The sequence below is a fragment of the Serratia sp. JSRIV004 genome, assembly GCF_019968705.1.
GTDB lineage: Bacteria > Pseudomonadota > Gammaproteobacteria > Enterobacterales > Enterobacteriaceae > Chania > Chania fonticola_B.
In genome coordinates this window covers 2,951,280-2,973,972 of record NZ_CP074140.1, presented here as the reverse complement: position 1 = coordinate 2,973,972, position 22,693 = coordinate 2,951,280, and the positions used below count along the sequence as shown (strand labels likewise).

The window sequence follows — 22,693 nt, the reverse complement described above, 5'->3', positions numbered from 1 at the left end:
TAACGGCTACGGGGAAACCCGTAGCCTCATATTTTGACGAGCGCAGCATGCGGCGCCCCTAAGCCTTTAACGTGTCTCCTCTAACGCAACCACCATCGGCTCCAGCTTGATGCGCATGGCGTAAATCACCCCAACCGTCAGGCAGGCAATACCGCATAGCGTCAGCAGTGGTGGCCAGCTATGGCGCAGCATAAAGGTATAGGCCAATCCTGCCAGGATCTCGAACACGATCAGCGGCCCAAGCAGCACCGTCGGTAAACGCTGGCTCGCTTCGTTCCAACACAACGTACCTAACCAAGAACACAAGACGCCAATAGCAATCATCAACGGGATAAACACCTGTGGCCGGGGGCCAAACGGCAGCGCGAACTGCGGCTGTGTCAGCGCCAATTGTCCGCAAACCAGCAAATAGCCCACCAACGCCAAAGGTAAGGTCACAATCCCCTGCGCCGTGGCCCAGGTCGTGGGTCGTTTATCCGGATTATCGCGTAACCAACGCGCGTTACGCAGAGGGAACCAGGTCCAACACGCCACCGCTAACAGTGCTAATCCCAAGCCGCTGGTATAACGCCAGACATCAATAGGCTCGCTATTGCCCTGCAGTTCCGCAACGTTGACCAGCACCAGCCCGAGGGCAATCACCAGCAAGCCCGGAGTCAATTTTCGCCAGGATAGACGACCGTCGTGATGGCCATAAAACAGATTGGCGGCGACCGATATCACCACCGGTAGCGTGCCGATAATCATGGTTGATACCGGCGCTCCGGTACGTTGGATCGCACTGGCCAGGCACAAGTAATACAGTAGATTGCCGATTGCGGTCAGTTTTAACGCCTCTAGCCAATCTTTTGCCAGCAACTGACGCAGGCGGCGACGATCCAGCCAGGCCAACGGCAGCACGACAAGCCCAAAAGCCAGATAGCGCCCGGTGGACTGCAACGCGGCTGGATAGTCCGGCACCAATACCGGGCCAATAAAGATCAGGCCCCACATCAACCCGGCAATAAGAGCAAACATCACACCGGCAAACATAGTGACACCATCATCAAAAGCAGTTCTCAAGTGGCGTTAGGATAGAGGGACGTGGAGGCAGAATATTGTACCAGGTTGCTGTTTTACGCCCGTTTTCGCGGCAGAAGTTAACGCATCACCTGCTTTTGATAGCGCGCAGGCGTGACACCGTAACGATTAACCAGCGCTTTGGTAAGATGTGCCTGATCGCTTAACCCCACAGCTACGGCCACCTGGGCCGCCGGCATTCCCCGCCCGAGCATCTGCTTGGCCTTTTCGAGCCGGATCGCCATCAGCATCTGATGTGGGGTGACATGGAATTGCGCTTTGAATTTACGTTGGAAATGATACGGGCTGAGCGAGACCAGCGCCGCCAGATCGCTCAACGTAATAGGTAAAGCAAAGTTATCCCGCAGATACTCCTTAACTATCACCATACGGTGAGCGGCTTCATTCTGCTGCGGCTGAGCAATACGAGCATGAGGGCGCAAAATATCAACGACGGACAGCAGTAAACTATCGAGCGCCAACGTGTCCCGGGTTTGCCATAACGCCGCCAGCGTTTGCGAAAGCCGCTTGGCCGCCACTGCATCATGGTGGATCACGTCGTTGAACCAACAGCCCTTCTCACCGGAAATCCGCTCCAGCGCCGCAGGCTCCAGATAGATCATCCGATAGTTCCAACCGCCTGCCGTTTCCGCTTCACCGGTATGCAGCTCGTCCGGATTCATCAGCACCAAGGCACCCGGAGCGGCTAAATGCTGTGCCCCACGGTAGCGAAAGCGCTCCGCTCCGGCTTCCACCGTGCCGATGCCAAACGCATCATGGGCGTGTGGCTCAAACGCATAGCGATCAATATGGGCCTGATAAAGCTCCACGCCCGGCAACTGCGGCAAATGCCGGAACTGGGCGCGATCTTTCTCAAACGGAAACTGTTCTGGCACACCTTGCACTTCCCTGGCTCCTGTTACGTTTTAAGGTTGGCATACGCCGGGCTGATAATGACTCGGCAACACTAGGTTTATCATTTTAATACCACGTTGTCCCGCCTTCCCTGGCGGTCAGCAAGAACTAAGGCAATTTCTCCAGCACAGTAAATAAAACCTGGGCAGCCGGGGTTAAGCCGGTCATATGCATACAAGCGTGCACCATCCCAGGTAAACGCTGGCAATTCACCTTAACGCCGGCTTGCTGCAATCGCTGTGCATAGCGCTCACCTTCATCCCGCAGCGGATCGTATTCACACACCAGGATCGTCGCTGGTGGTAAGCCCGCCAGCGTTGACGCATACCAAGGAGAAGCGTAAGGCTCGCGAGCGTCGGTATCCTGCCCTAGGTAATTGGCCCAGCACCACCCCATGATCTCCCGCGTCAGGTAGAAACCTTCACCATATGCGGCAAAGCTGGGCATGGCCATCTCGCTATCCAACGCAGGGTAAAGCAGGTATTGGTGTTCTACGGCTGGCCCTGAACGATCCCTGGTCATCAGAGCTGCCGCAGCCGCCAGGTTGCCCCCCGCACTATCCCCGCCAAGCGCAATTTGCAGAGGGTCAATGCCGATTTGCGCTGCTTGTTCCGAGGCCCAACATAGCGCCTGATAAACGTCATACAACGGCGTCGGGAAAGGATATTCCGGTGCCAGGCGATAGTCGACAGACAGGATCACTCGCCCAGTGGCATTGGCCAGCGCGCGGCAAGGTCCATCGTAAACGTCAAGCGAGCCCAGACACCATCCGCCACCGTGAGCGAACACCATCGCCGGAAGCGGCCTATCCTCTGGCGCATTTAGGGGAATATAACCGCGCACGCTAATAGTTTGCCCGCCGCCAACCGGGAGGTGGAACGCCATTATTTTTTTGACGGGCTGGGGGGCCCCCTGCAAGCGCTGTAACCCAACTGCCGTTTGCGCACGTAGCTCTTCCAGTGAGGATGGTGCGGGCGCATCGGCCTGTTGCTGCAAAAATAGCGCGATCTGCTTATCCAGCGGCATGGACTTTACCCTTCTGTAAAAAAGGCAGGATCAGGGCGATAAATTCCTCGTGGCACTCCTCGGTAATGAAATGCCCACAGCCAGGCACCACTTCCCCTTGGAGTTGACGAGCCTTGCCCTCCAAGGTAAGGAAGGGTGCATCGCGTGTTGCATGTTCTGCGCCAATCGTCATCACCGGCATCGTTAGAGGCGTTTTAGCCCGCTGTTGGTTTTGTCGAATGGTCTCAGGAATGGCCCGATAATAATCAAAACCGGCCCGCAAGCTACCAGGCACCGAGTAAGCCGCGATGTAGGTATCTGCAGCGACTCGATCGCGCCGGTAAGACCAGCGGTTGAAAATGTACCCCAGATACTCAGCCTCTCGGCCAGTGGTCAGGGCTTCGGGCAGGTCGGTTAACTGGTTAAACATAAAATGCCACAGGAAGATGTTGTCCTCGGCAGGAACAAAGATCGGCGGTGCTTCTGCCAAACCGGGGATCACCGCTTCGGTCAGCACCAGCCTGCTAACCGCCTGAGGGTAATCGCTGGCCAACGCATAACCCAACCACATGCCAATATCATGGCCGATCACCGCATAGCGCTGATGCCCCAGCTGCATCATGACCTGATGGAGTTTTTCGGCAACGCTGCCGGTGTCATAGGCTCCAAGAGGTTTGTCCGAGTCTCCTATACCAGGAGGATCTACAGCAATAGCCTGAAAGCCCGCATTAGCTAACGCCTGCATAACGTAACGCCAGGTGTACCAGGTTTGTGGCCAGCCAGGGATCAGCAGCACCGGTTGCCCACTTCCGGCGATGGCGCAGTGAATACGGTGGCCGTTGATTTTAATATAGACGTGTTCGGCCTCGAGCCCATTGGATAATGGCCCGTGAGTCAGCATAGTCATAAGGTGCTCCAGAGGTTAGCGAATGCCCAGCAAGGCGTTGATTTGTTGTTGGTTGACCGGCGCACCGGCAAAGTCATCGAACACTTTATTCGTGACCGGAATAATATGATTGCGGATAAACGCGGCGCCTTCTTCGGCCCCGGTTTGTGGATGCTTCAGGCAGCATTCCCATTCGAGCGTGGCCCAGCCGGCATAATCGTACTGCGTCAGTTTGGAGAAGATGCCTTTAAAGTCCACCTGCCCATCCCCTAATGAACGGAATCGCCCTGCACGATCCGCCCAGGATTGATAGCCGCCGTAAATCCCCTGCCGACCACTTGGATTGAATTCTGCATCCTTAACGTGAAACATATGGATGTGATCTTTATAGATATCGATAAATTCCAGATAGTTGAGCTGTTGCAGCACGAAATGGCTGGGATCGAACAGCATTTGGCAGCGTGGATGGGCCGCAACGCGCTGATGGAACATTTCAAAGGTAATGCCATCATGCAGATCTTCGCTGGGGTGGATCTCATAACACAGGTTGATGCCCTGCTCATCACAGGCGTCGAGCACGGGTAACCACCGTTTGGCCAGCTCATCGAAGGCCGTTTCAATCAGCCCTGCTGGCCGTTGCGGAAATGGAAACAGGTAGGGCCAAGCCAACGAACCGGAGAAGGTGCCCATTTCAGTCAGGCCTAAGCGGGCCGATGCTTTTGCCGCCAACAGCAGGTTTTGTTTGGCCCAAAGCGTTCGCCCTAGCGGATCGCCACGCAGCCCCTCCGGTACAAAGCTATCGCATAGCGCATCATAAGCTGGATGCACTGCCATCAGTTGGCCAAAAATATGCGTGGTCAATTCGCTGATCACCAGGCCGTGCTGCGCCAGCATGCCGGTGATGTCATCGCAATAGCTTTGACTTTCCGCCGCCGTTTTCACATCAAACAAACGGCTATCCCACGCGGGGATCTGCAAAGCTTTAAAGCCGGTCTCTTTTGCCCAGGCGGCAATCGCTGGCAGGCTGTTGAACGGGGGAGCAGCATCACTAAATTGGGCTAGGTGCAGGCTGGGGCCTTTTATTGTTTTCATCGTCTTTCCTATTGTTTGCTGATTGACAAACAATAGACTTAAATCCAATCATCGGCAAGAGGATTTTGAAATTCGTTGGCGTTATCCGCCATTTAAGCGATCCTGTAGCCCGCGGATAAATCACCGGAGAAGATGACGATGGCAGGCAGACCCAGAGAGTTCGATCGTGAACAGGCCCTATTACAAGCACGGAACCTGTTTTGGCGGCAGGGATTTGAAGGCACCTCGATGTCCGACCTGGTGGCCGAACTGGGCATTGCTTCGGCACGGATCTACAAGGCCTTTGGTTCGAAAGAGCTACTGTTTCGTGAAGCGATAGCACACTACGAAGCCCACGAAGGCGGCTTTGCCGAGCGCGCTTTCGAAGAAAAGGCCAGTGTGCGTGAAGCCATCAAACAGATGCTGCTCGACGCCGTTGCCCTCTACAGCCACGGTGAATTTCCCCAAGGATGCATGGTGGTTTCATCTGCGGTCAGCGTCAGTGAAGATAATCAGGGCGTCATGCGCTGGTTGATGGAGCATCGCCAACAACGCACCCAAGGCATTATCGACAGATTACAGGCTGCGATTCAGGCTGGTGAACTGCCCGCCAACACCGATACAGAAAGCCTTGGCGATTATTTTGCGGCGTTCCTGCATGGCTTGTCCGTTCAGGCTCGGGATGGTGTGAGCCGTGCCCGGCTGGAAAAAGCGGTGAAAGTCGCCCTTACTATGCTCGATCGTCCCCCGGCGTAAAGTCATACCCACACTTTTAATGTGATAAGATTAAAAAATATTCAACGAACCAGTTGAGTATTGACGCTGACGTTCTATATTTAACCATATGGTTAAATTATCTTCCTCACCGCTGGACGCCATTTTCCACGCACTGGCCGACCCGACAAGGCGCGCCATTCTGCGCACATTGGCCGAAGGCGAACACAGCATCGGTGAACTGGCGGCGCCGTTCGAGATGTCGTTTGCCGGAGCTTCCAAGCATATCAAAGCGCTGGAGCTTGCCGGGCTGGTGCAACGCACCGTGCAGGGAAGAAACCATATCTGCCGGCTCGCTCCCGAGCCAATGGTGCAGGCCATGCAGTGGCTGCAAACCTACGAACATTTCTGGAATGAGCGGCTGGACGCGCTAGAACAAGCGCTGCTGCAGGCCGACTCGCATCCTCCGACGGAGTGAACCCATGAACGACTACGGTATGATTATTGAAACCGGTACGCTGCGGATCCAGCGGCTGCTGCCCGGCCCGCTCAAACGCGTCTGGGCCTACCTGATCGAATCGGATAAACGTGCCAGCTGGCTGGCCGCCGGTGAGATGCCCATGCAGGTCGGGGCCAAGATCGAGCTGCTGTTCTGCAATGCCGATTTGGCCGGTGTGGATGAAAAACCGCCGGCAAAATACAAATCCTGTGCTGGTAAAATTGCCCAGATGGGTCATATCACCTGCATTCTGCCACCACGCCTGGTGAGCTTTACCTGGGCAGAAACAGGGGAAGCCCGCCCTTCTGAAGTCACTATTGAACTGACCGAGCAAGAGGATAAGGTGCTGTTGACCCTTACCCATCGCCGCCTGGCCAACCGCGAGACCCTGCTCAGCGTCGCCAGCGGCTGGCATACCCATCTGGATCTGCTGGCCGATCGCCTGCTGGAGCGGACACCAAGCCCGTTCTGGGCCTCAATGAGCCGGTTGGAAGACGAGTACCGGGCCAAACTGTAAGCCAGCGGGATGAGGATCGCGGTTCTCATCCCCCGTTCCCACTCATGAGAATTAACAACCCCCACCTGCTGACTGGCGTATAATGCGTTGCACCACTATGATGCCCTTGAAACATGGAGTTACGATGCGTCAACGTATAATTGTTTGCCCGTTAATTGAAAACGATAACGCCTATCTGCTATGCAAAATGGCGGCCCATAAAGGGGTTTTCCCCGGCCAGTGGGCGCTATCCGGCGGTGGTACCGAGCCAGGAGAAACCATCGAGCAGGCGTTGCGTCGTGAAGTCAGTGAAGAATTGGGTAGCGATCTGGTGCTGGACCGCATTCAACCCTGGACGTTTCGTGACGACGTGCGGGTGAAAACCTATGCAGACGGCAGCAAAGAGCAGATCTATATGATTTACCTGATTTTTGACTGCCACGCGGCCAACCGCACCATCACGCTTAACGATGAGTTTGAAGAATATGCCTGGGTGCGGAAGGAAGAACTGGCCAGCTACGACCTGAACGAGGCGACCCGATTCACGCTGCGCCAACGTGGGCTGCTGGAGTAGTGATACCCCTCACCCTAACCCTTATGTCTTGATCTTCTCCGCCTTAGCGGAGAAGATCCCCGACTGATCATCGGGAGATAGCCGGTGAGCTCCCCCTAACCCTAGTGCCTATGAGCCCGTGGGAGAGATTGTGCCCCGGCTGTCTATTTCCCTGTCGCCTTGTAGACCGAACGGTATCCTGTGCCTATGAGCACCTACATATAAGGATGGTCCGGCGATAAATTTCAGACATGGTTATGGAGTGCCATAATGCGTAGAACCCCTGTCGGCGTTGATATCGCTAAACACAAATTTGATGTCGCCGTACTGCTGGACAATCAGAAGTATAAAACCAAAAAGTTTGCCAATACCCCTTCTGGATGCCGCGAGTTCGCAGCCTGGTTGAGCCGCTTTGGCGACTGTCATGTCTGTATGGAAGCCACCGGGAGCTACAGCACGGAACTGGCCACTTATCTGGCAGACAACAACTACCACGTCAGTCTGATGAACCCGGCGTGTATCCATTCCTTCGGCAATACAGAACTGGCCCGGAACAAAACGGACAAAAGCGATGCAGCGATGATAGCCCGCTACTGCGCACTGCATCAGCCTGCCCCGTGGTTCCCAGCCCCGTTGAGCGAGCGCCAGTTGACCGCGTTGGTCAGGCATCTTAAGAACCTGGAAGAGATGCGTCAGATGGAAGAAAATCGCCTGGAGGTGGCCGAAGCAGTCATCGTCCCTTCACTCAATGAGCACATCGCCACGTTGGATGAACTGATACGAGAAACGAAAAAGAAAATCAGTCAGCACATCGATGATAACCCTGACCTGAAACGGGACAGCGAGTTGCTAAAAAGTATCCCTGGAGTGGGAGAGATGCTGAGCTCCAGCCTGCTGGCCTTCGCAGGAAACCTGCGTCGGTTCACCAGCAGCAAGGCCCTAGTAGCGTACGCAGGACTGAATCCACAGCGATGTGAGTCGGGGATGTTTAAAGGGAAAAGCCGGTTATCGAAAGTGGGGCACGGTGAGCTGCGAAGTGCGTTATACATGCCCGCGGTAGTGGCAGGCCAATACAATGTTGTGGTTAAAGACTTAACAGAAAGGCTGAAGTTGCGTGGGAAGTCGGGCAAAGAAAGAGTGTGTGCGGCGATGCGAAAGTTGCTGCAACTGGCCTATGGTGTGGTGAAATCAGGAAAGACATTTAATGCGGAAATACCGCTTGCCGGATAGCCGACAAGACGGTATCTCTCCCAAAGGGAGAGGGAACCGATCGAGTGCGTTGATTGTCTTGAGTAATACCTAAAACGTTAATTGTCTTATGTTGTGGTCTAGCAATATCGAATACCGATTAAGGTTTTTTACGCCACAGGCCTTTCTGTTTTTTATTCCCTACTTTCCGAAGCAGCACAACCTCATCAAAAAAGCCGGGCAGCTCCCTCGCCCTACGGGAGAGGGTTGGGGTGAGGGGCAATCGGGGACGGATTAGCCTGCAATTGCCCCAGTTCTTCAAATTCCCCCTAACCCGATAAACAGCCCGGCAATGGTGGCGCTCATCAGGTTGGACAGCGTCGCCGCCAATAGGGCCCGGAACCCTAACTGGGCAATTTCCGAGGCCCTTTCCGGTACCACCGCACTGAATGCCCCCACTACCACGGCAATCGAACCAAAATTGGCAAAACCGCACAGTGCGAACGAAATCACCGCGATGGTTTTCGGATCGAGCAGCATCGCGCTTTCTTTCAGGTAAGGAGAGAAGCTGAGATAGGCGACAAACTCGTTAATCGCCAGCTTCTGGCCAATCAGCCCCCCAGCCAGATCGGCATGTTCCCAGCTCACGCCCATGATGTAGGCTAACGGAGCAAACAGATAGCCCAGCAGACTTTGCAGGCTGACGCTTTCAACGCCAAACAGGCCGCCCACGCCGCCGATGATGCCGTTGATCAACGCGATCAGCGCAACGAAGGCCATCACGACCGTGGCAACACCCACCGCGATTTTCAGCCCCAACATCGCGCCGTTGGCTGCTGCTTCGATAATGCTGGCTGGCCGTTTATCACTGAATGACATTTCGCTGAACTCAACACGGGAAGGCTCCGTCGCCGGGCTGAGCAAACGGGCAAACAGGATCCCCCCCGGGATAGCCATCAGGGAAGCTGCCAACAGATACTCAATGGGGACGCCCAAACCGGCATAACCGACCAGCATCGAACCGGCAATCGAGGCCATACCGCTACAGATCACCGTGAACAGTTCATTGCGGTTCATGTTTTTAACAAACGGCTTCAATACCGCAGGCAGCTCATTTTGCCCCAGAAAAATGGTGGTAACGGCGGCAAAGGACTCCACCTTGCTGATATTCATAAGGCGCTGAAAGACATAGCCAAGAATATTGATCACCCATCTCATTACCCCAAGGTAATATAAAATAGAAATCAATGAGGTGATAAAGATGATGGCGGGTAGCACGTGAAAAGCGAACACAAAACCTGCCCCATCGAAAAGCTCATTCATTTTCGGCCCTACCAGGCCGCCAAAAATAAATGCGCTCCCCGCATCGCTGTACGAAATCACGCGATTGACGCCGCTGGCAATGGCGTTAATTAACCATTTACCTGCAGGGACATACAACATAATAGCGCCAAGCAATACCTGAAGTAACAATGCCGCACCGACCGTACGCAAGCTTATTTTTCTTTTATTGACTGAAAACACAAAGCCAATGAATAACAGGATCGACATACCTGCCAGACTGCGCAACAACTCCATAAGGCCCCCTTCTATTTTGTTTACTTCCTTCTTTACTCGGCAAACGGCAATAGCCTGCCGCCTGCCGAGGCAGAAGTGATTTATCAAGGACAAACGTAGAGTGCTAATTTAAGCGTTAAGCGCAATTTCGCTGATAATGACCCGCGATCTTGGCCGCCAGCTCAGCATTATTAAACACCAGCTGAATATTGGCCTGCAGGCTGTCGCCGCCGGTCAATTCAGCGACTCTGGCCAGCAGGAATGGTGTACTCTCCTTGCCGGACACCCCCTGTTCCACCGATTCCTGAACCGCCTGCTCAATGGCCTGGTTGATCTTTTCTTCAGGCATGGCGTACTGCTCTGGGATTGGGTTGGCAATCACCATTCCGCCCTGTAAGCCAGCCGCCCACTTGGCGGCCATTGCCCGGGCGATTTCCTGCGGCGTATCCAGGCGTACGCTAACGGAGTAAGGGCTGGTACGACTGAAAAATGCGGGCAGGCTATCGGTGCCGTACCCCACCAAAGGCACGCCGTGGGTTTCCAGATATTCGGTGGTTAAACCGAGATCCAGGATCGATTTGGCACCGGCGCAAATCACCGCCACGTTGGTTTGTGCCAATTCCTGTAAATCGGCAGAAATATCAAACGTCTGCTGCGCGCCACGGTGCACACCGCCAATCCCGCCGGTGGCAAATACGCTGATCCCGGCCAGTTCGGCAATGATCATGGTAGAAGCCACGGTGGTTGCGCCGTTTTTGCCGCTGGCAATCACAAACGGCAAGTCGCGGCGGCTCACTTTGGCGACCCGGTGCCCTTCGCGGCCCAGCGTTTCTATCTCATCATGGGATAGCCCCGCCTTCATGCGCCCATTGATCACCGCAATGGTCGCTGGCACCGCCCCGTTGGCACGGATCTTTTCCTCTACCTGCAAGGCGGTTTCAACGTTCTGCGGGTAAGGCATGCCGTGGGAAATAATCGTCGATTCCAACGCCACCACCGGCCGATTTTCGGCCAGGGCAAGCGCCACTTCAGGAGCGATATCCAGATATTGATGGGTGATTAGGCTATTTTGCATGATTGTAATTCCAAAAGTTTTTGAACGCTGCCTTGCGACAGGTTCGGGTTATTGGTGAACTCAGAGGCCAGGGTCATTGCCGAACAGCCCTGGGCAAAACGGATACTGTGATCGAGTGGGAAATCCTCCAGCCAGCAACTCACCAACCCCGCCATCATGGCATCCCCGGCTCCGGTGACATTGACAACCTGAGTCGGCAGCGGTGCCGACCAACCGTGCTGGCCATCTACTTCGCTGAAATAAACGCCGTGGCTCCCCATACTCAGCGCCAAACGCTGTACTCCTTGCTGGTGGAACCATTGGGCCACCGCCGGTGCGTCGCTAGCCTGGGCTATTTTCATCCCGCTGAGGATTTCTGCCTCAATCCGATTCGGCTTCAACGTATGGATATGCGATAGCCAGTTTTTGATTTTTGGCGCTTTAAAAGCGGAAACCGTATCGACAAATACCGGCACATTACCGGCATTGGTAAATAACCAGGCCAGCGCGTCTTCCGTCAGGTTGCAGTCCAGCACCAATACGCCACAGTGCTGAATTAAATCTTTGGAATGGGATAACAGCGCCGGGGTCAATTTTTCCAGGATGCGCATATCGTTGATAGCGACCAGCATTTCACCACTGCCATTCAGCAACGAAACGTAGGTCGAGGTATTCTCACCATGCAGTCGGTGGCAATTATCCACGTTGACGCCCGCCAGTTTTGCCTGTTCCAATAGCGTCGTGCCGTAGAAATCGTCACCAACCACGGAAACCAGGTGGCATTCGCCCCCTAATAACGCAATGTTCTGTGATATATTTCGCCCAACCCCGCCTGGGGTACATTTTATTTTCCCTGGATTGGAGTCTTCATAAACCAACTGCGTATTGGCATAACCACAAACGTCCATGTTTACCGAGCCAACGGTGACCACATAACGATGTTCGGAGAGAATATAGCCTTTACCTTTAATATAACCTTTATTCATCAAATTCATGATGTGGCCTGCCACACCAGAACGGCTAATACCTAGAATATCGGCGATTTCGTGTTGTTGAATCAACGGGTCCCGCCGAAGGAGTTGCAGTATCTGTTTTTCCCGGTTGGTCATAATTAACACTTGTTTGTTTTTGAACAGGTGTTTGTTTTAAATCGGAACCCGACAACAGTAAAGCGGCAACTATCGGAGTTGAGATTATGATCGTAACTTGTCGCCGCACCGTTTTCAGCGGTTAATCTGTGACGTTAATCATATTAATCCAGGCGTTAAACACCTTTCCTTATGGTTTTTATACCAGGGGGAAATTTTATGCTGAAGATAAACTCATTAAAACAATAGGATGGATTTCGCGGTTATTTAAACCAACACGTGTTGGTAGCCCTGCTAATTACAAGGATTAATCTCACTACGGTTAATTTCGATTACACAGAAAAACGATCGGCCTCACACAATTCTCTTTCATGGCATCGATTATAGCCATCCGAGAGCAGTCACCTGCCCTCGGAGAGCGTTAAACGTAGTTACTTATCCTTCAGCCCGCGGTTGATCAGCATCGGTTCAATACTCGGCTCCTGCCCACGCCATTTAACGTACAGCTTTTCCAAATCCTGGCTGTTGCCCTGTGACAACACCTGCTCACGGAAACGCTGGCCATTCTCTGCCGTTAATCCGCCGTTATCGCTGAACCATTGGAAGGCGTCATCTGCCAACATCTCCGTCCACAGATAGGCGTAATAACCGGCCGCATAGCCGTTGCCCCAGATATGCTGGAAATAGCTGGAGCGATAGCGTGGTGGCACATAGCTGAGGTCGATCTTGTCCTGGCGCAGCGATGCAGCCTCGAACTTGTCCACGTCCTGCTGCGGCTGATCGGCGCCGAGCATATGCCAATGCATATCCAGCAGCGCGGCGGCCAACAGTTCGGTCATGGCGTAACCCTTGTTGAACTTGTCGGCCTTGTTGATTTTATCGACCAACGCCTGCGGCATCGCTTCACCCGTTTGGTAGTGCTTGGCAAAGTGGGCAAATACCTGCGGATCGCTGGCCCAGTGCTCGTTAAACTGCGACGGGAACTCGACAAAATCGCGGGCAGTGTTGGTACCGGACAGGCTTGGATATTGCTGATCGGCAAACATGCCGTGCAGCGCATGGCCAAACTCGTGGAACATGGTTATCACGTCATCATAGGACAGCAACGCTGGTTGGCCCGCTGCGGGTTTGGTGAAGTTGGAGACGTTGTAAATCACCGGCTTGGTGCCGTTGAGTTTGGACTGCTCAACGAAGTTGCTCATCCAGGCGCCGCCGCCCTTGTTGTCACGCTTAAAGAAATCGGTGTAGAACAGCGCCAGAGACTGGCCGTCTTTATCAAATACCTCGTATACCCGCACGTCAGGATGATAAACCGGGATATCTTTACGTTCTTTAAAGCTGATGCCGTACAGCAAATTGGCGGCATAGAATACGCCGTTATGCAGCACGTTGTTCATCTCAAAGTAAGGCTTGATCTGTGATTCATCCAGATCGTACTTCTCTTTACGCACCTGCTCGGCATAGAACTGCCAATCCCAGGCGGCCAGCTGAAAACCGCCGTTTTGCCGATCGATCACTGCCTGAATGTCTTTGGCCTCACGCTCTGCCCGGGCCGTAGCGGCAGGCACGATATTACGCATAAACGCCAACGCCGCATCCGGGGTTTTCGCCATCTGATTTTGCAACTTCCAGGCGGCATAGTTCGGGAAGCCCAGCAGTTTGGCCTGCTCGGCACGCACTTTAGCTAACCGCGCCAGGGTTTGACGGGTATCGTTGGCGTCATTTTTTTCTGCGCGGTTGATCGAAGCTTTGAACAACTTTTGGCGAGTATCGCGATCTTGCAGGTTTTGCAAATCAGGCTGTTGCGTGGTGTTCTGCAATACCAACAGCCATTGCTTATCCAGCTTGCGTTCACTGGCCGCCTGCGCTGCTGCCGCCAACTCGCCCTCTGAAAGCCCGGCCAGCAGGTTTTTATCACCTATCGCCAATGCGCCGTTTTTGCTGGCAGCCAGTAATTTATTGGTGAACTGGGTACTCAGCGTCGCCGCTTCCTGGTTCAACGCTTTAAGTTGGGTTTTATCCGCTTCAGAAAGATTGGCCCCGGCCAGCACATAGTTCTTGTAGGTAACCTCTACCAGCCGCAAGGACTCGGGGTCCAAGTTGAGGCTATCACGCCGATCGTAAATCGCCTTGATGCGCGCAAACAGTTTGCTGTTGAGCATGATGGCATCGTCTAACGCCGCCAGCTTCGGTGAGGTTTCTTCATCCAGCTTTTGCAGTGTGTCGCTGGTGTTGGCGGAGGTCATCGCACCGAACACGTTCATGGTGCGTGTCAGCAGTGCGCCACTTTTTTCCAGCGCCACGAAGGTATTGTCAAACGTAGGCTCAGCCGGGTTATTGGCGATCTTTTCGACTTCTGCCAGTTTCTGCTGGATACCGGCGGCAATGGCCGGGGCATAATCGCTTTCGCTGATGACATCAAAACGAGGGGCCTGGAATGGCAACTGACTGGCGGCAAAGAACGGGTTTTCTCCCTGCTTATCCTGTTTAACTTCTCCGGCCACTTTCGCCTCCTTTGTCTGGGTATGGGTTTCTGCCAGCGCGGGCATGCTTAACGCAACGCCGATCGCCAGTACCAGGGTTGATAAACGCATCAAATTGAAACTCCTCCATGTCTTAATCCAGGGACGCTGCGTCCACTTGGATAGAAGCTGCAAATTCAGCAACATAGCCTAGCTTAGGCTCAGATGGTCGTTTGAGCAAAAATAACCGCAACAAACTGGCCACGTGGCAAATCGGTAAAAACCGAACCGGTTCGACGCTAGATTATCCCTACGGGCACATTTGCCGTGCCCGTTAATCATCGCGCCATTAACTTCTTTTGTTCTCCCCCATGATGGGTTCTGCCCGACAATCCGACAGGGTGATTTTTGAAACGGGTTTCTGTTATTCGTGCTGAAGCCACTAGAAATGAACACGGCATTTCCGCCCATATTCTTACCCTGACGCTGTTTATCCCGCCAGCGGCCAGATCGCTAACCTCTATTCAGGGGAATAGGCACAGGATTTTATTTAGGATATTATGTCATTGTAATTATTAAACATACGTAACAAGGAATGTTAGTGATGCTGAGTGTCGCCAGTTTTACGCTGTTTGATGTTTTTATTCTATTAGTGCTGATCGCGGCTCCCTTTTTATTGGGGGCGATTATTCTATTTATACTGGCCAGATCCTTTAGGCACTCAGGAAGCCGTATCCTGTTACTATGGCTGGTTTTACCTCAAATTCTGGTCATATTGATCGTATGGTGGGGGTTAACTTTCTACGGGATCTCTCCAACCTTCGACATGTTCCTCATGGCTTCTCTCGCAATGCTTGGGGGGATTGGGGGTTGTTCTCTTCTGTTCAGAGCACTGAGACCTGTCACTGGCGGGGTACTATTGGGCCATTTCTTTGCTCTGGCCTTGTTTTTCGTCGCCATTGGCACCTTCAAACCAAGTTGGTATGCCGAACTACAGACTGCCAGAGATATGCACCAGCTACGTAATATCGCCCAAAGTAGTGAAGCCTTTAATCGGCGGCTTGAGGATCCGACGTTTCGCCAGGAAATGTTGGTTAAAGCCGCAGATAACACGGATATGCCTGAAACAACGTTTAGAGCGTTGCTGGCCAGAGGCGCAAATCCATTTCAGACATATGCCTTTAATGGCTCAATCTTCTCAACTGCGGTAAAGCATCATAATCTAAATGCGCTTCGCGTGTTTAGTGAACAACTGGATGGCGATGATGAACAGGCGAAAAACAACCGAGCCTTCCTTCGCAAAGATAATCCGTTAGATCAGCATTTCTACTTCTCGGTTACTCCGACTGAAGAACAGCTGCAGCGGTATAAAGCTATCGTGAAAATTATCCTTGATAAGATGCCTGAGCTACTGAGTAATGAGGTTTACGCCCGAGTTTTATCACAAGCAAATGCGGAACTTATTCAGTTTTTATGGGGATACCATCCTCCTGAAAAACCAGTCTACCGTATTCAGGCCGAAGCGCTGCTGGGTATGTTGATTGTCGCAGATAAAATCACTGCTGATCCAGGCATCCTTAAGGAAAAACCTGCCGCCGATTACTCTGCGTCGCTTTGGGAATACTTGGTTGAGTATGCTCCACGTCCCGTGATCCAGTCGATACTCGAGCGAAATGTCGTGCAGTGGATGGATTATAAAGATAAAAAAGGGAACAATCCGGTGCTGAAAGAGGCTATCGGCCGAGCAAAAAAATATACTGGTGATGACCCGCAGGTACTGACGATAGTGATGCGCGACATATTAGCTCACCATGCATCTTGGTCGCCATCGCAGCTTGCTCACGGTTTTTATACCGAGGAGGCAGGCTCGCATGTGGTCAGTGCATTACACAAAGCCGGTATCACCTGTACGCAACTCAGGGACGCGCTGTCTAACTTCATCAATGGGTATACATTTGAGAATGGTAACCAACGGATCGAGGAAGTTTGCGGCGTGCAAAAATAAGGTTTTGCCGCATTAAGCCAGATACCAACGAACAGACTGGGCGATGACTTCAACGGGATAGTGTAGCGACACCCTCAAAGCCGAAGCGGGTAAAGAAATCAGCCAGTAGGATCTTGCCCGTTTCCACACCGATGAAAAAATAAGTCGCATCTGCCGCTAATCAACGTAATATCGATGATCCGCCCCGTTTTAACGGGAGCGGATTTTTGCCGTTTTAGGCCTGAAAAGCGAGGTAATAATAATGATGCACAGTGACCTTACTCAGTGCCGTGTGAACACCGATCGGTTGTTGATTGCCCCTTTTACCGCAGCAGACGCCGACGATGTTTACCAGGCGATCACCCCTACGCTAACGCGTTTTTTAACCTTTGAACCAGAAGAGTCTCCCGAGGCGTTTGCCAACGTCTGGGAAGGCTGGCTGCCGTTGATCCGCGAAGGTGAAGAAGTCATCTTTGTGGCACGGCTGCGTGACAGCAAGCAATTCGTTGGCTTGGGCGGCGTGCATAATCTGCATCAGCAAAAACCAGAACTCGGGATCTGGGTGAAAGAAAGCCTGCACGGTAACGGCTACGGCCGCGAAATCGTCCATGCCATGGCGAAATGGGCCAGCGAACGCTACCATCCGCCGTATTTCATTTATCCGGTCGCCGAGCAGAACACGCCAAGCCGCCGCATTGCCGAATCGCTGGGTGGCACCGTGCAAGGCCGCCGCGAAAATATCAAATACGACTGTGTGGTTTACCACGTACCGGCCATCACCGGTTAAAATTGCAGGGTTAACGCAACCGCGTTAGAGTGGATGCAGGCTAAAAACAGTTAAGGAACAGCAGCATGATTATTTTTGTCACGGGCGCTACCTCCGGTTTTGGTGAAGCTATTGCCCGCAAGTTTATCGGTGAAGGCCATCAGGTGATTGCCACTGGCCGTCGTGTGGAGCGCCTGGAGGCGCTGCAGGCAGAATTAGGTGAGGCACTGCATATCGTGCGTTTGGATGTCCGCAACCGTGCGGCGATCCAGCAAGCCATCGAAGAGTTACCCGCAGCGCTGCGCAACGTCGACGTGCTGGTGAATAACGCCGGTCTGGCGTTAGGCCTGGAACCTGCACACAAAGCCAATGCGGACGATTGGGAAACCATGATCGATACCAACACCAAAGGGTTGGTCAACATGACCCGTGCGCTGCTGCCAGCCATGGTGGAACGCAACGTTGGCCACGTGATCAACATCGGCTCCACCGCCGCCAACTGGCCTTATGCCGGTGGTAACGTTTACGGCGCTACCAAGGCCTTCGTTAAACAGTTCAGCCTGGGTCTGCGCGCCGATCTGCACGGCACCCATATCCGCGTTACCGATATTGAGCCAGGCATGGTTGGCGGCACCGAGTTCTCCAACGTGCGTTTCAAAGGGGATGACGGCAAGGTAGATAAAACCTATCAAGGGGTAGATGCCCTGACGCCGGATGATGTTGCCGAAGCGGTATTCTGGGTAGCAACGCTGCCTGCCCGCGTCAATATCAATACCTTGGAAATGATGCCGGTCAGCCAGTCCTTTGCCGGGCTGAGCATTCATCGCGGTTAATGGTTTTTCTCTGTGGCAGGGCAACCAGCCCTGCCATCTCAACTCACGCAGTTCGCCAGCCAGCAACGATAATCAGCATCCCTAGCAGAGCCACCCCAGCCCCCAGCCAATCCATAGTCGACAACTTCACGCCATCTACCACCCGTAGCCAAAGCAGCGCCGTTGCCACATAAACGCCACCATAGGCGGCATAGACTCGCCCACTGGCCGCAGGATGGAGTGTCAACAACCAGACAAACAGCATCAGGCTAAGGGCCGCAGGCAGCAACAACCAGGCACTGGCGTTTTTCTTTAGCCACAGATACGGCAAGAAACAGCCAATGATTTCGGCCAATGCCGTGGCAAAAAACAGTAAAGTGGTTTTTAGCATTACCGCTATTCTCTCAGTAAATTAAACGAACAAGGCGATGCGCTGGTGCAATATAACAGCACGGTGATATATTTAACCCATGCCATAGCCAGTGTTGCTGGTGGATGCAACACTCATTTATAAGGATGAAACGATGAAATTACTCTCCCTTCCGCGCCTGATGTTACCGGCTGCCATGTTATTGCTGGCCGGTGCCTGGCAAGCTCCTGCCTTGGCAGCCACTTGCACCCAAGGCAGCACCTGCGTCACGGTTGATGGCAGCGGCGGCGCAGCCATGAGCAATGAACAGGCTCGCCAAAGCAAAGAGCAATGGAATGAAACCAAATCGCTGCGCAGCAAGGTGAACACCCGTGTCGAGAAAGAGTTTGACAAGGTTGACCGTGCTATTGATGACGAAGATCGTTGTGATAACAGCTACAACGTCAATGCCTATTGGGAACCGTCAACCCGTAAGTGTCTGGATCGCACCACTGGCCGTCCAGTCACGCAGTAATAGCGAGTAAGGGTAAACTATTCAACCTGATGCTGCTATCCTGACTAAGAACATTCGTCTCAAATAAGGATCCAATGATGAAAAAAGCGCTTGTAGTAGGTGTACTGCTGTTAGCCACCGCGCCGCTGGCCGCTTTTGCCTCATGTGAGAGCATAAAGGCGGATATTGCCCAGAAGATTGTCAATAACGGCGTACCGGAATCCGGCTTCAAGCTGGAGATCGTGCCTAACGATCAGGCGAACCTTGCCGGTGGACAGGTGGTCGGCCATTGTGGCCAAGACACGCAGAAAATCGTCTATACCCGCCTGATTAACGGCGACGACAGCGGCGACGCGGCGCAAACTGGCACCAGCCAGGATACCCAAGCCCCGCAGTAACCACCTTCAGGGCGCGGTTTGTTACTGCGCCCCTCCTCTTTATTAAGCCTGTTTAACCTCTTCACCTTCGCCCTGCGGCCGATGACGCGCCGGGATCAGCATAGCCGCGCCCAAGGCAAACAGCGATATCAACGCCGAGACCAGGAATACCCAATGCATTGAGGCGGCGACATGCCCAATGAGATCCGCCAGCGCCTCTGGCCGCATGGTGTTGCGAACCTCTGGCTCCATTAACTGCTGCACCGGATCAACCGTTTGTGGCAGACGCAAATGCAGGTTGATATTCAACGTGGCCCCCAGAATGGCGGTGCCGATGGCCGATCCGACCATCCTGGTGAATACCGTGCAGGCAGTTGCGATACCGCGAATACTATAATGTGCCGCATTCTGTACTGAAACCAGGAAGGTGGTATTGCACAACCCCATACCGACCCCGATGATAAACGCCGCAACCCGCCCCCACAGTAACCCACCCGAAGGCTGTAACAGCAGCAGGATAAAGCCACCGGCCGCCAACAGCAGCGCACCAAGCAGAGCTGTAGTGCGATAAGAAGTCAGCAGCATCAAACGCCCGCTCAGCATACTGGCCAGCGGCCAGCCAATCGACATCAAGGCCAACGTGGTTCCGGCTTCCAGCGGGGTTCCGCCCTTCACGCCCTGGATAAAGGTTGGCAAGAAGGCGCTGATGCCCATCATGGCAGCACCGATCACCACGCCGCCAATATTGCCAGCCACAATCACGCGGTTTTGCCACAGGGCCAATGGGAACAACGGTTCAGGAGCACGGCGCTCCTGACGAATTAACCGGTTGAGCGCCACTAACGCCAACGCCAGCAACGGTATGACCCACCATCCCAGCATTTCCGCCTGCAAGAGTGAAAGCAGCAATGCAGCGACAAAGATCGTCAGCCAGGCCGTTCCCGCCAGATCCAGCGCATGTTTGCGCCCCTGTTTGAGGTCAGGCAGGTAGCGCCCCAGGAAATACATCGCCAGCAGGCCAATGGGCAGGTTGACCCAAAATACCAAAGCCCAAGTCGTGTGTTGCACGATAAATGCACCCAGTAACGGGCCAAGAATAGCCGAAACACCCCAGACGCTAGAAAGATACCCCATCACTTTTGGCCGTTCGGTGGCGCTGTAAATATCACCGATCACGGTGGTGGCGATCGGCATGATCGCCCCGGCGCCCAGTCCTTGCAGCAGGCGGAAGGCAATCAGCCAATACATATTCGATGAGAAACCGCACAGGACCGACCCCAACAGGAACAGCGTGGCGCCAAAGAAAAAGATCGGTTTCCGACCGTATAAATCTGCCAGACGCCCGTAGATCGGGATGGTAATGGCCTGTGCCAGCAAATAGACCGAAAACACCCAGCCCAACAACGAAAAACCACCCAGATCGCCAATAATCGTCGGCATCGCGGTGGCAACAATGGTCGCTTCGATGGCAGACATGAACATCGCCAGCATGCAGGCAAGCAGGATCAACGGCCGATGAGCTACTTGGGCAGTGCTCGAAGAAGTGTTAGTGGTCATCAGTTTACCCTGTGTCCCTATGTCTTTTATTTTACCCGCAGTATAACAGCCGGGGGGACGCTGTAGTTTGTCAGGGGATGTTGTGAATAAAAATCCCGCAACGAAGCAGCAATTGAACGTATTGTTACAACGTCACACAAAAAAAATAAGTACCCCATTGAATAATAAGGTATTTCTTAGGGGCGGCCTGTAAGCCAAGCCACGCCTGCTTTATCGTTAAAACCTATCTGAACGATAGTGCATACCAATGATAGTGATTGATTTTAATCAAGTTGCTAACCGCCCCGGGCCGTGACAATCTGATTTTACCCTCACCATTACCTCTTAATACGTAGGGCTATTTGGAAATCAACTCATTGGAGCGAGAACATGATTAAAAAAATTATTCTGGGCTGTGCCGTTACCGCCGTCATCGGCTATTTGGGGACCGTCGGTTATGTCTATCATTACGATCAACAGCGTAACCCCGCCGTTGCTGGCAATCAAATCGATACCCTGCTAACCCGCAATGGCTGCGACTATTGTCACTCCAACTCGGCTCAGCTTCCCTTCTATGCCGAGTTACCGATCGCCAAACAAATTATGGCGCAGGATATCCTCAGTGGAAATCAGCATTTCAACCTCGATGCTACCCGCTCCGCTCTGCAACAAAAAACTGCGGTGCCTGAAGTCGATCTGGCTAAGCTGGAAGCCGTACTGCAAAACCAGGAGATGCCACCGTCAATGTATAAGATGGTCCACTGGGGCGGAAACGTCAGCGACGGCGATCGTAATGAACTACTGAGCTGGGTCCGTCAACAGCGCGAACAGTTCTACACTTTGCCAGAGACGCCAGCCGAACTGCGCGGTGCCGCTTTACAGCCGGTGCCAGCCTCGCTACCTACCGATCCGCAGAAAGTGGCGCTGGGCTTTCGACTGTTCCACGACCCGCGCCTGTCGAAAGATAACAGCATCTCATGTGCCCACTGCCATAAGCTGGGCGAAGGTGGCGTGGATGGGCGCGTCTCATCGTTGGGGGTTGGCGATCAGGTCGGGCCAATCAACGCCCCGACGGTGTTTAATGCGGCCTTCAATATGGCGCAGTTCTGGGATGGCCGAGCGGCAGATTTACAGGCTCAGGCCGGTGGCCCGCCGATGAACCCGATCGAGATGGCCTCCGAGTCCTGGGATGAAATCATTGCTAAACTGGATCAGGACGTCTTGCTGAAGGCCGACTTCCAGCGCGTCTATGCTAACGGCTTCACCGGAGATAACATTACCGACGCCATTGCCGAGTTCGAAAAGACGCTGATCACGCCAGATAGCCCGTTTGACCGTTACCTGAAAGGCGATAATGACGCCCTAACGGCGCAGCAAAAACACGGCTATCAACTGTTCCAGCAAAACAAATGTGGCACCTGCCATACCGGGGTCAACCTTGGGGGCCAGTCCTATGAGGTCATGGGGCTGAAAGCGGATTACTTTGCCGCTCGCGGCAACCCCACCGAGGCCGACCTTGGGCGTTACAATGTCACTAAAAATGATAACGATCGCCACCGTTTCAAAACCCCAACGTTACGAAACATCGCTCAAACCGCCCCTTACTTCCACGACGGCAGCGTGACTTCGCTGCACCAGGCGGTCAAGGATATGCTGACCTATCAGGTCGGCGTTACCCTACCAGACAGCGATATCAACGATCTGGTCGCGCTGCTGGAAGGCATGAGCGGTAAATATCAGCCTGCCACGCCTCCGGGCGGTTGATACTGTAGCCACAACGCCAGGTTTCTGATAAAGATTCTCTGGTT

General features: G+C 53.5%; 22 protein-coding genes. 11 read left to right on the top strand and 11 right to left on the bottom strand.

Annotation, left to right across the window (positions count from 1 at the left end):
• Positions 1 to 66 precede the first annotated feature (66 nt).
• From KGP21_RS14280 to KGP21_RS14260, 5 genes are all read right to left on the bottom strand, one after another.
• Positions 67 to 1,032, bottom strand: a complete 966-nt coding sequence (locus KGP21_RS14280) for a DMT family transporter (protein ID WP_021804460.1) — start codon at positions 1,030 to 1,032, stop codon at positions 67 to 69.
• A gap of 107 nt (positions 1,033 to 1,139) precedes the next feature.
• Positions 1,140 to 1,964, bottom strand: a complete 825-nt coding sequence (locus tag KGP21_RS14275) for an AraC family transcriptional regulator (RefSeq protein ID WP_179251546.1) — start codon at positions 1,962 to 1,964, stop codon at positions 1,140 to 1,142.
• Positions 1,965 to 2,082: 118 nt separating this feature from the next.
• Positions 2,083 to 3,000 carry an alpha/beta hydrolase gene (locus KGP21_RS14270; protein ID WP_094981743.1) on the bottom strand — a complete coding sequence of 306 codons (918 nt, stop codon included), beginning with the start codon at positions 2,998 to 3,000 and terminating at the stop codon, positions 2,083 to 2,085.
• Positions 2,987 to 3,886: an alpha/beta fold hydrolase gene (locus KGP21_RS14265; RefSeq protein WP_094981744.1), complete on the bottom strand. Its 900-nt coding sequence runs from the start codon at positions 3,884 to 3,886 to the stop codon at positions 2,987 to 2,989. Before KGP21_RS14265 ends, KGP21_RS14270 begins: the two co-directional genes overlap by 14 nt.
• A 15-nt stretch (positions 3,887 to 3,901) precedes the next feature.
• On the bottom strand, positions 3,902 to 4,957 hold the full coding sequence (locus tag KGP21_RS14260) for a sugar phosphate isomerase/epimerase (RefSeq protein ID WP_021804464.1): 1,056 nt from the start codon (positions 4,955 to 4,957) through the stop codon (positions 3,902 to 3,904).
• Between the two features lie 138 nt (positions 4,958 to 5,095).
• Here KGP21_RS14260 and KGP21_RS14255 point away from each other — a divergent pair, with 138 nt between their 5' ends.
• From KGP21_RS14255 to KGP21_RS14235, 5 genes are all read left to right on the top strand, one after another.
• Positions 5,096 to 5,692 (top strand): TetR/AcrR family transcriptional regulator, encoded by a 597-nt coding sequence (locus KGP21_RS14255; protein WP_021804465.1) that lies wholly within the window; start codon positions 5,096 to 5,098, stop codon positions 5,690 to 5,692.
• 88 nt (positions 5,693 to 5,780) lie between these two features.
• Positions 5,781 to 6,128 carry a helix-turn-helix transcriptional regulator gene (locus KGP21_RS14250; protein ID WP_021178010.1) on the top strand — a complete coding sequence of 116 codons (348 nt, stop codon included), beginning with the start codon at positions 5,781 to 5,783 and terminating at the stop codon, positions 6,126 to 6,128.
• Between the two features lie 4 nt (positions 6,129 to 6,132).
• Complete coding sequence (locus KGP21_RS14245; protein ID WP_021178011.1) at positions 6,133 to 6,666, top strand: SRPBCC family protein; 534 nt, start codon at positions 6,133 to 6,135, stop codon at positions 6,664 to 6,666.
• A gap of 124 nt (positions 6,667 to 6,790) precedes the next feature.
• A complete protein-coding gene (nudI, locus tag KGP21_RS14240) occupies positions 6,791 to 7,219 on the top strand; it encodes a nucleoside triphosphatase NudI (protein WP_021178012.1) in 429 nt (142 codons plus the stop codon).
• A 249-nt stretch (positions 7,220 to 7,468) separates the two neighbouring features.
• Entirely contained in the window at positions 7,469 to 8,428 is a 960-nt protein-coding gene (locus tag KGP21_RS14235) for an IS110 family transposase (RefSeq protein ID WP_059199085.1), read from the top strand.
• Positions 8,429 to 8,704: 276 nt separating this feature from the next.
• On the opposite strand, the gene KGP21_RS14230 is transcribed toward KGP21_RS14235, so the two are convergent.
• From KGP21_RS14230 to dcp, 4 genes are all read right to left on the bottom strand, one after another.
• Positions 8,705 to 9,964, bottom strand: a complete 1,260-nt coding sequence (locus KGP21_RS14230) for a NupC/NupG family nucleoside CNT transporter (protein WP_218519384.1) — start codon at positions 9,962 to 9,964, stop codon at positions 8,705 to 8,707.
• Positions 9,965 to 10,079: 115 nt separating this feature from the next.
• A complete protein-coding gene (locus KGP21_RS14225; RefSeq protein WP_223538467.1) occupies positions 10,080 to 11,018 on the bottom strand; it encodes a pseudouridine-5'-phosphate glycosidase in 939 nt (312 codons plus the stop codon).
• The gene (locus KGP21_RS14220; RefSeq protein WP_223538466.1) at positions 11,003 to 12,106 is read right to left on the bottom strand and encodes a PfkB family carbohydrate kinase; all 1,104 of its coding nucleotides are present in this window, start codon (positions 12,104 to 12,106) and stop codon (positions 11,003 to 11,005) included. Before KGP21_RS14220 ends, KGP21_RS14225 begins: the two co-directional genes overlap by 16 nt.
• 410 nt (positions 12,107 to 12,516) lie before the next feature.
• Positions 12,517 to 14,679, bottom strand: coding sequence for a peptidyl-dipeptidase Dcp (dcp, locus tag KGP21_RS14215; protein WP_166734896.1), 2,163 nt, complete (start codon positions 14,677 to 14,679; stop codon positions 12,517 to 12,519).
• 472 nt (positions 14,680 to 15,151) lie between these two features.
• On the opposite strand from dcp, the gene KGP21_RS14210 reads away from it, so the two are divergent.
• The 3 genes from KGP21_RS14210 to ydfG all read left to right on the top strand — a co-directional run bounded on the left by KGP21_RS14210 (position 15,152) and on the right by ydfG (position 18,130).
• On the top strand, positions 15,152 to 16,552 hold the full coding sequence (locus KGP21_RS14210; RefSeq protein WP_021804470.1) for a hypothetical protein: 1,401 nt from the start codon (positions 15,152 to 15,154) through the stop codon (positions 16,550 to 16,552).
• 241 nt (positions 16,553 to 16,793) lie between these two features.
• Positions 16,794 to 17,318 (top strand): GNAT family N-acetyltransferase, encoded by a 525-nt coding sequence (locus KGP21_RS14205; RefSeq protein WP_094981750.1) that lies wholly within the window; start codon positions 16,794 to 16,796, stop codon positions 17,316 to 17,318.
• Between the two features lie 65 nt (positions 17,319 to 17,383).
• Positions 17,384 to 18,130, top strand: a complete 747-nt coding sequence (gene ydfG, locus KGP21_RS14200) for a bifunctional NADP-dependent 3-hydroxy acid dehydrogenase/3-hydroxypropionate dehydrogenase YdfG (RefSeq protein WP_021178016.1) — start codon at positions 17,384 to 17,386, stop codon at positions 18,128 to 18,130.
• A gap of 43 nt (positions 18,131 to 18,173) precedes the next feature.
• Here ydfG and KGP21_RS14195 read toward each other — a convergent pair whose 3' ends face one another.
• The gene (locus KGP21_RS14195; RefSeq protein WP_021804473.1) at positions 18,174 to 18,500 is read right to left on the bottom strand and encodes a YnfA family protein; all 327 of its coding nucleotides are present in this window, start codon (positions 18,498 to 18,500) and stop codon (positions 18,174 to 18,176) included.
• Between the two features lie 133 nt (positions 18,501 to 18,633).
• On the opposite strand from KGP21_RS14195, the gene KGP21_RS14190 reads away from it, so the two are divergent.
• Complete coding sequence (locus tag KGP21_RS14190; protein ID WP_021804474.1) at positions 18,634 to 18,993, top strand: DUF1283 family protein; 360 nt, start codon at positions 18,634 to 18,636, stop codon at positions 18,991 to 18,993.
• A gap of 77 nt (positions 18,994 to 19,070) precedes the next feature.
• Positions 19,071 to 19,370 (top strand): DUF1161 domain-containing protein, encoded by a 300-nt coding sequence (locus tag KGP21_RS14185; protein ID WP_021804475.1) that lies wholly within the window; start codon positions 19,071 to 19,073, stop codon positions 19,368 to 19,370.
• 42 nt (positions 19,371 to 19,412) lie between these two features.
• On the opposite strand, the gene KGP21_RS14180 is transcribed toward KGP21_RS14185, so the two are convergent.
• Complete coding sequence (locus KGP21_RS14180; protein WP_021804476.1) at positions 19,413 to 20,906, bottom strand: MDR family MFS transporter; 1,494 nt, start codon at positions 20,904 to 20,906, stop codon at positions 19,413 to 19,415.
• Positions 20,907 to 21,278: 372 nt separating this feature from the next.
• Here KGP21_RS14180 and KGP21_RS14175 point away from each other — a divergent pair, with 372 nt between their 5' ends.
• Positions 21,279 to 22,649, top strand: coding sequence for a cytochrome c peroxidase (locus KGP21_RS14175; protein WP_371824866.1), 1,371 nt, complete (start codon positions 21,279 to 21,281; stop codon positions 22,647 to 22,649).
• Positions 22,650 to 22,693 lie beyond the last annotated feature (44 nt).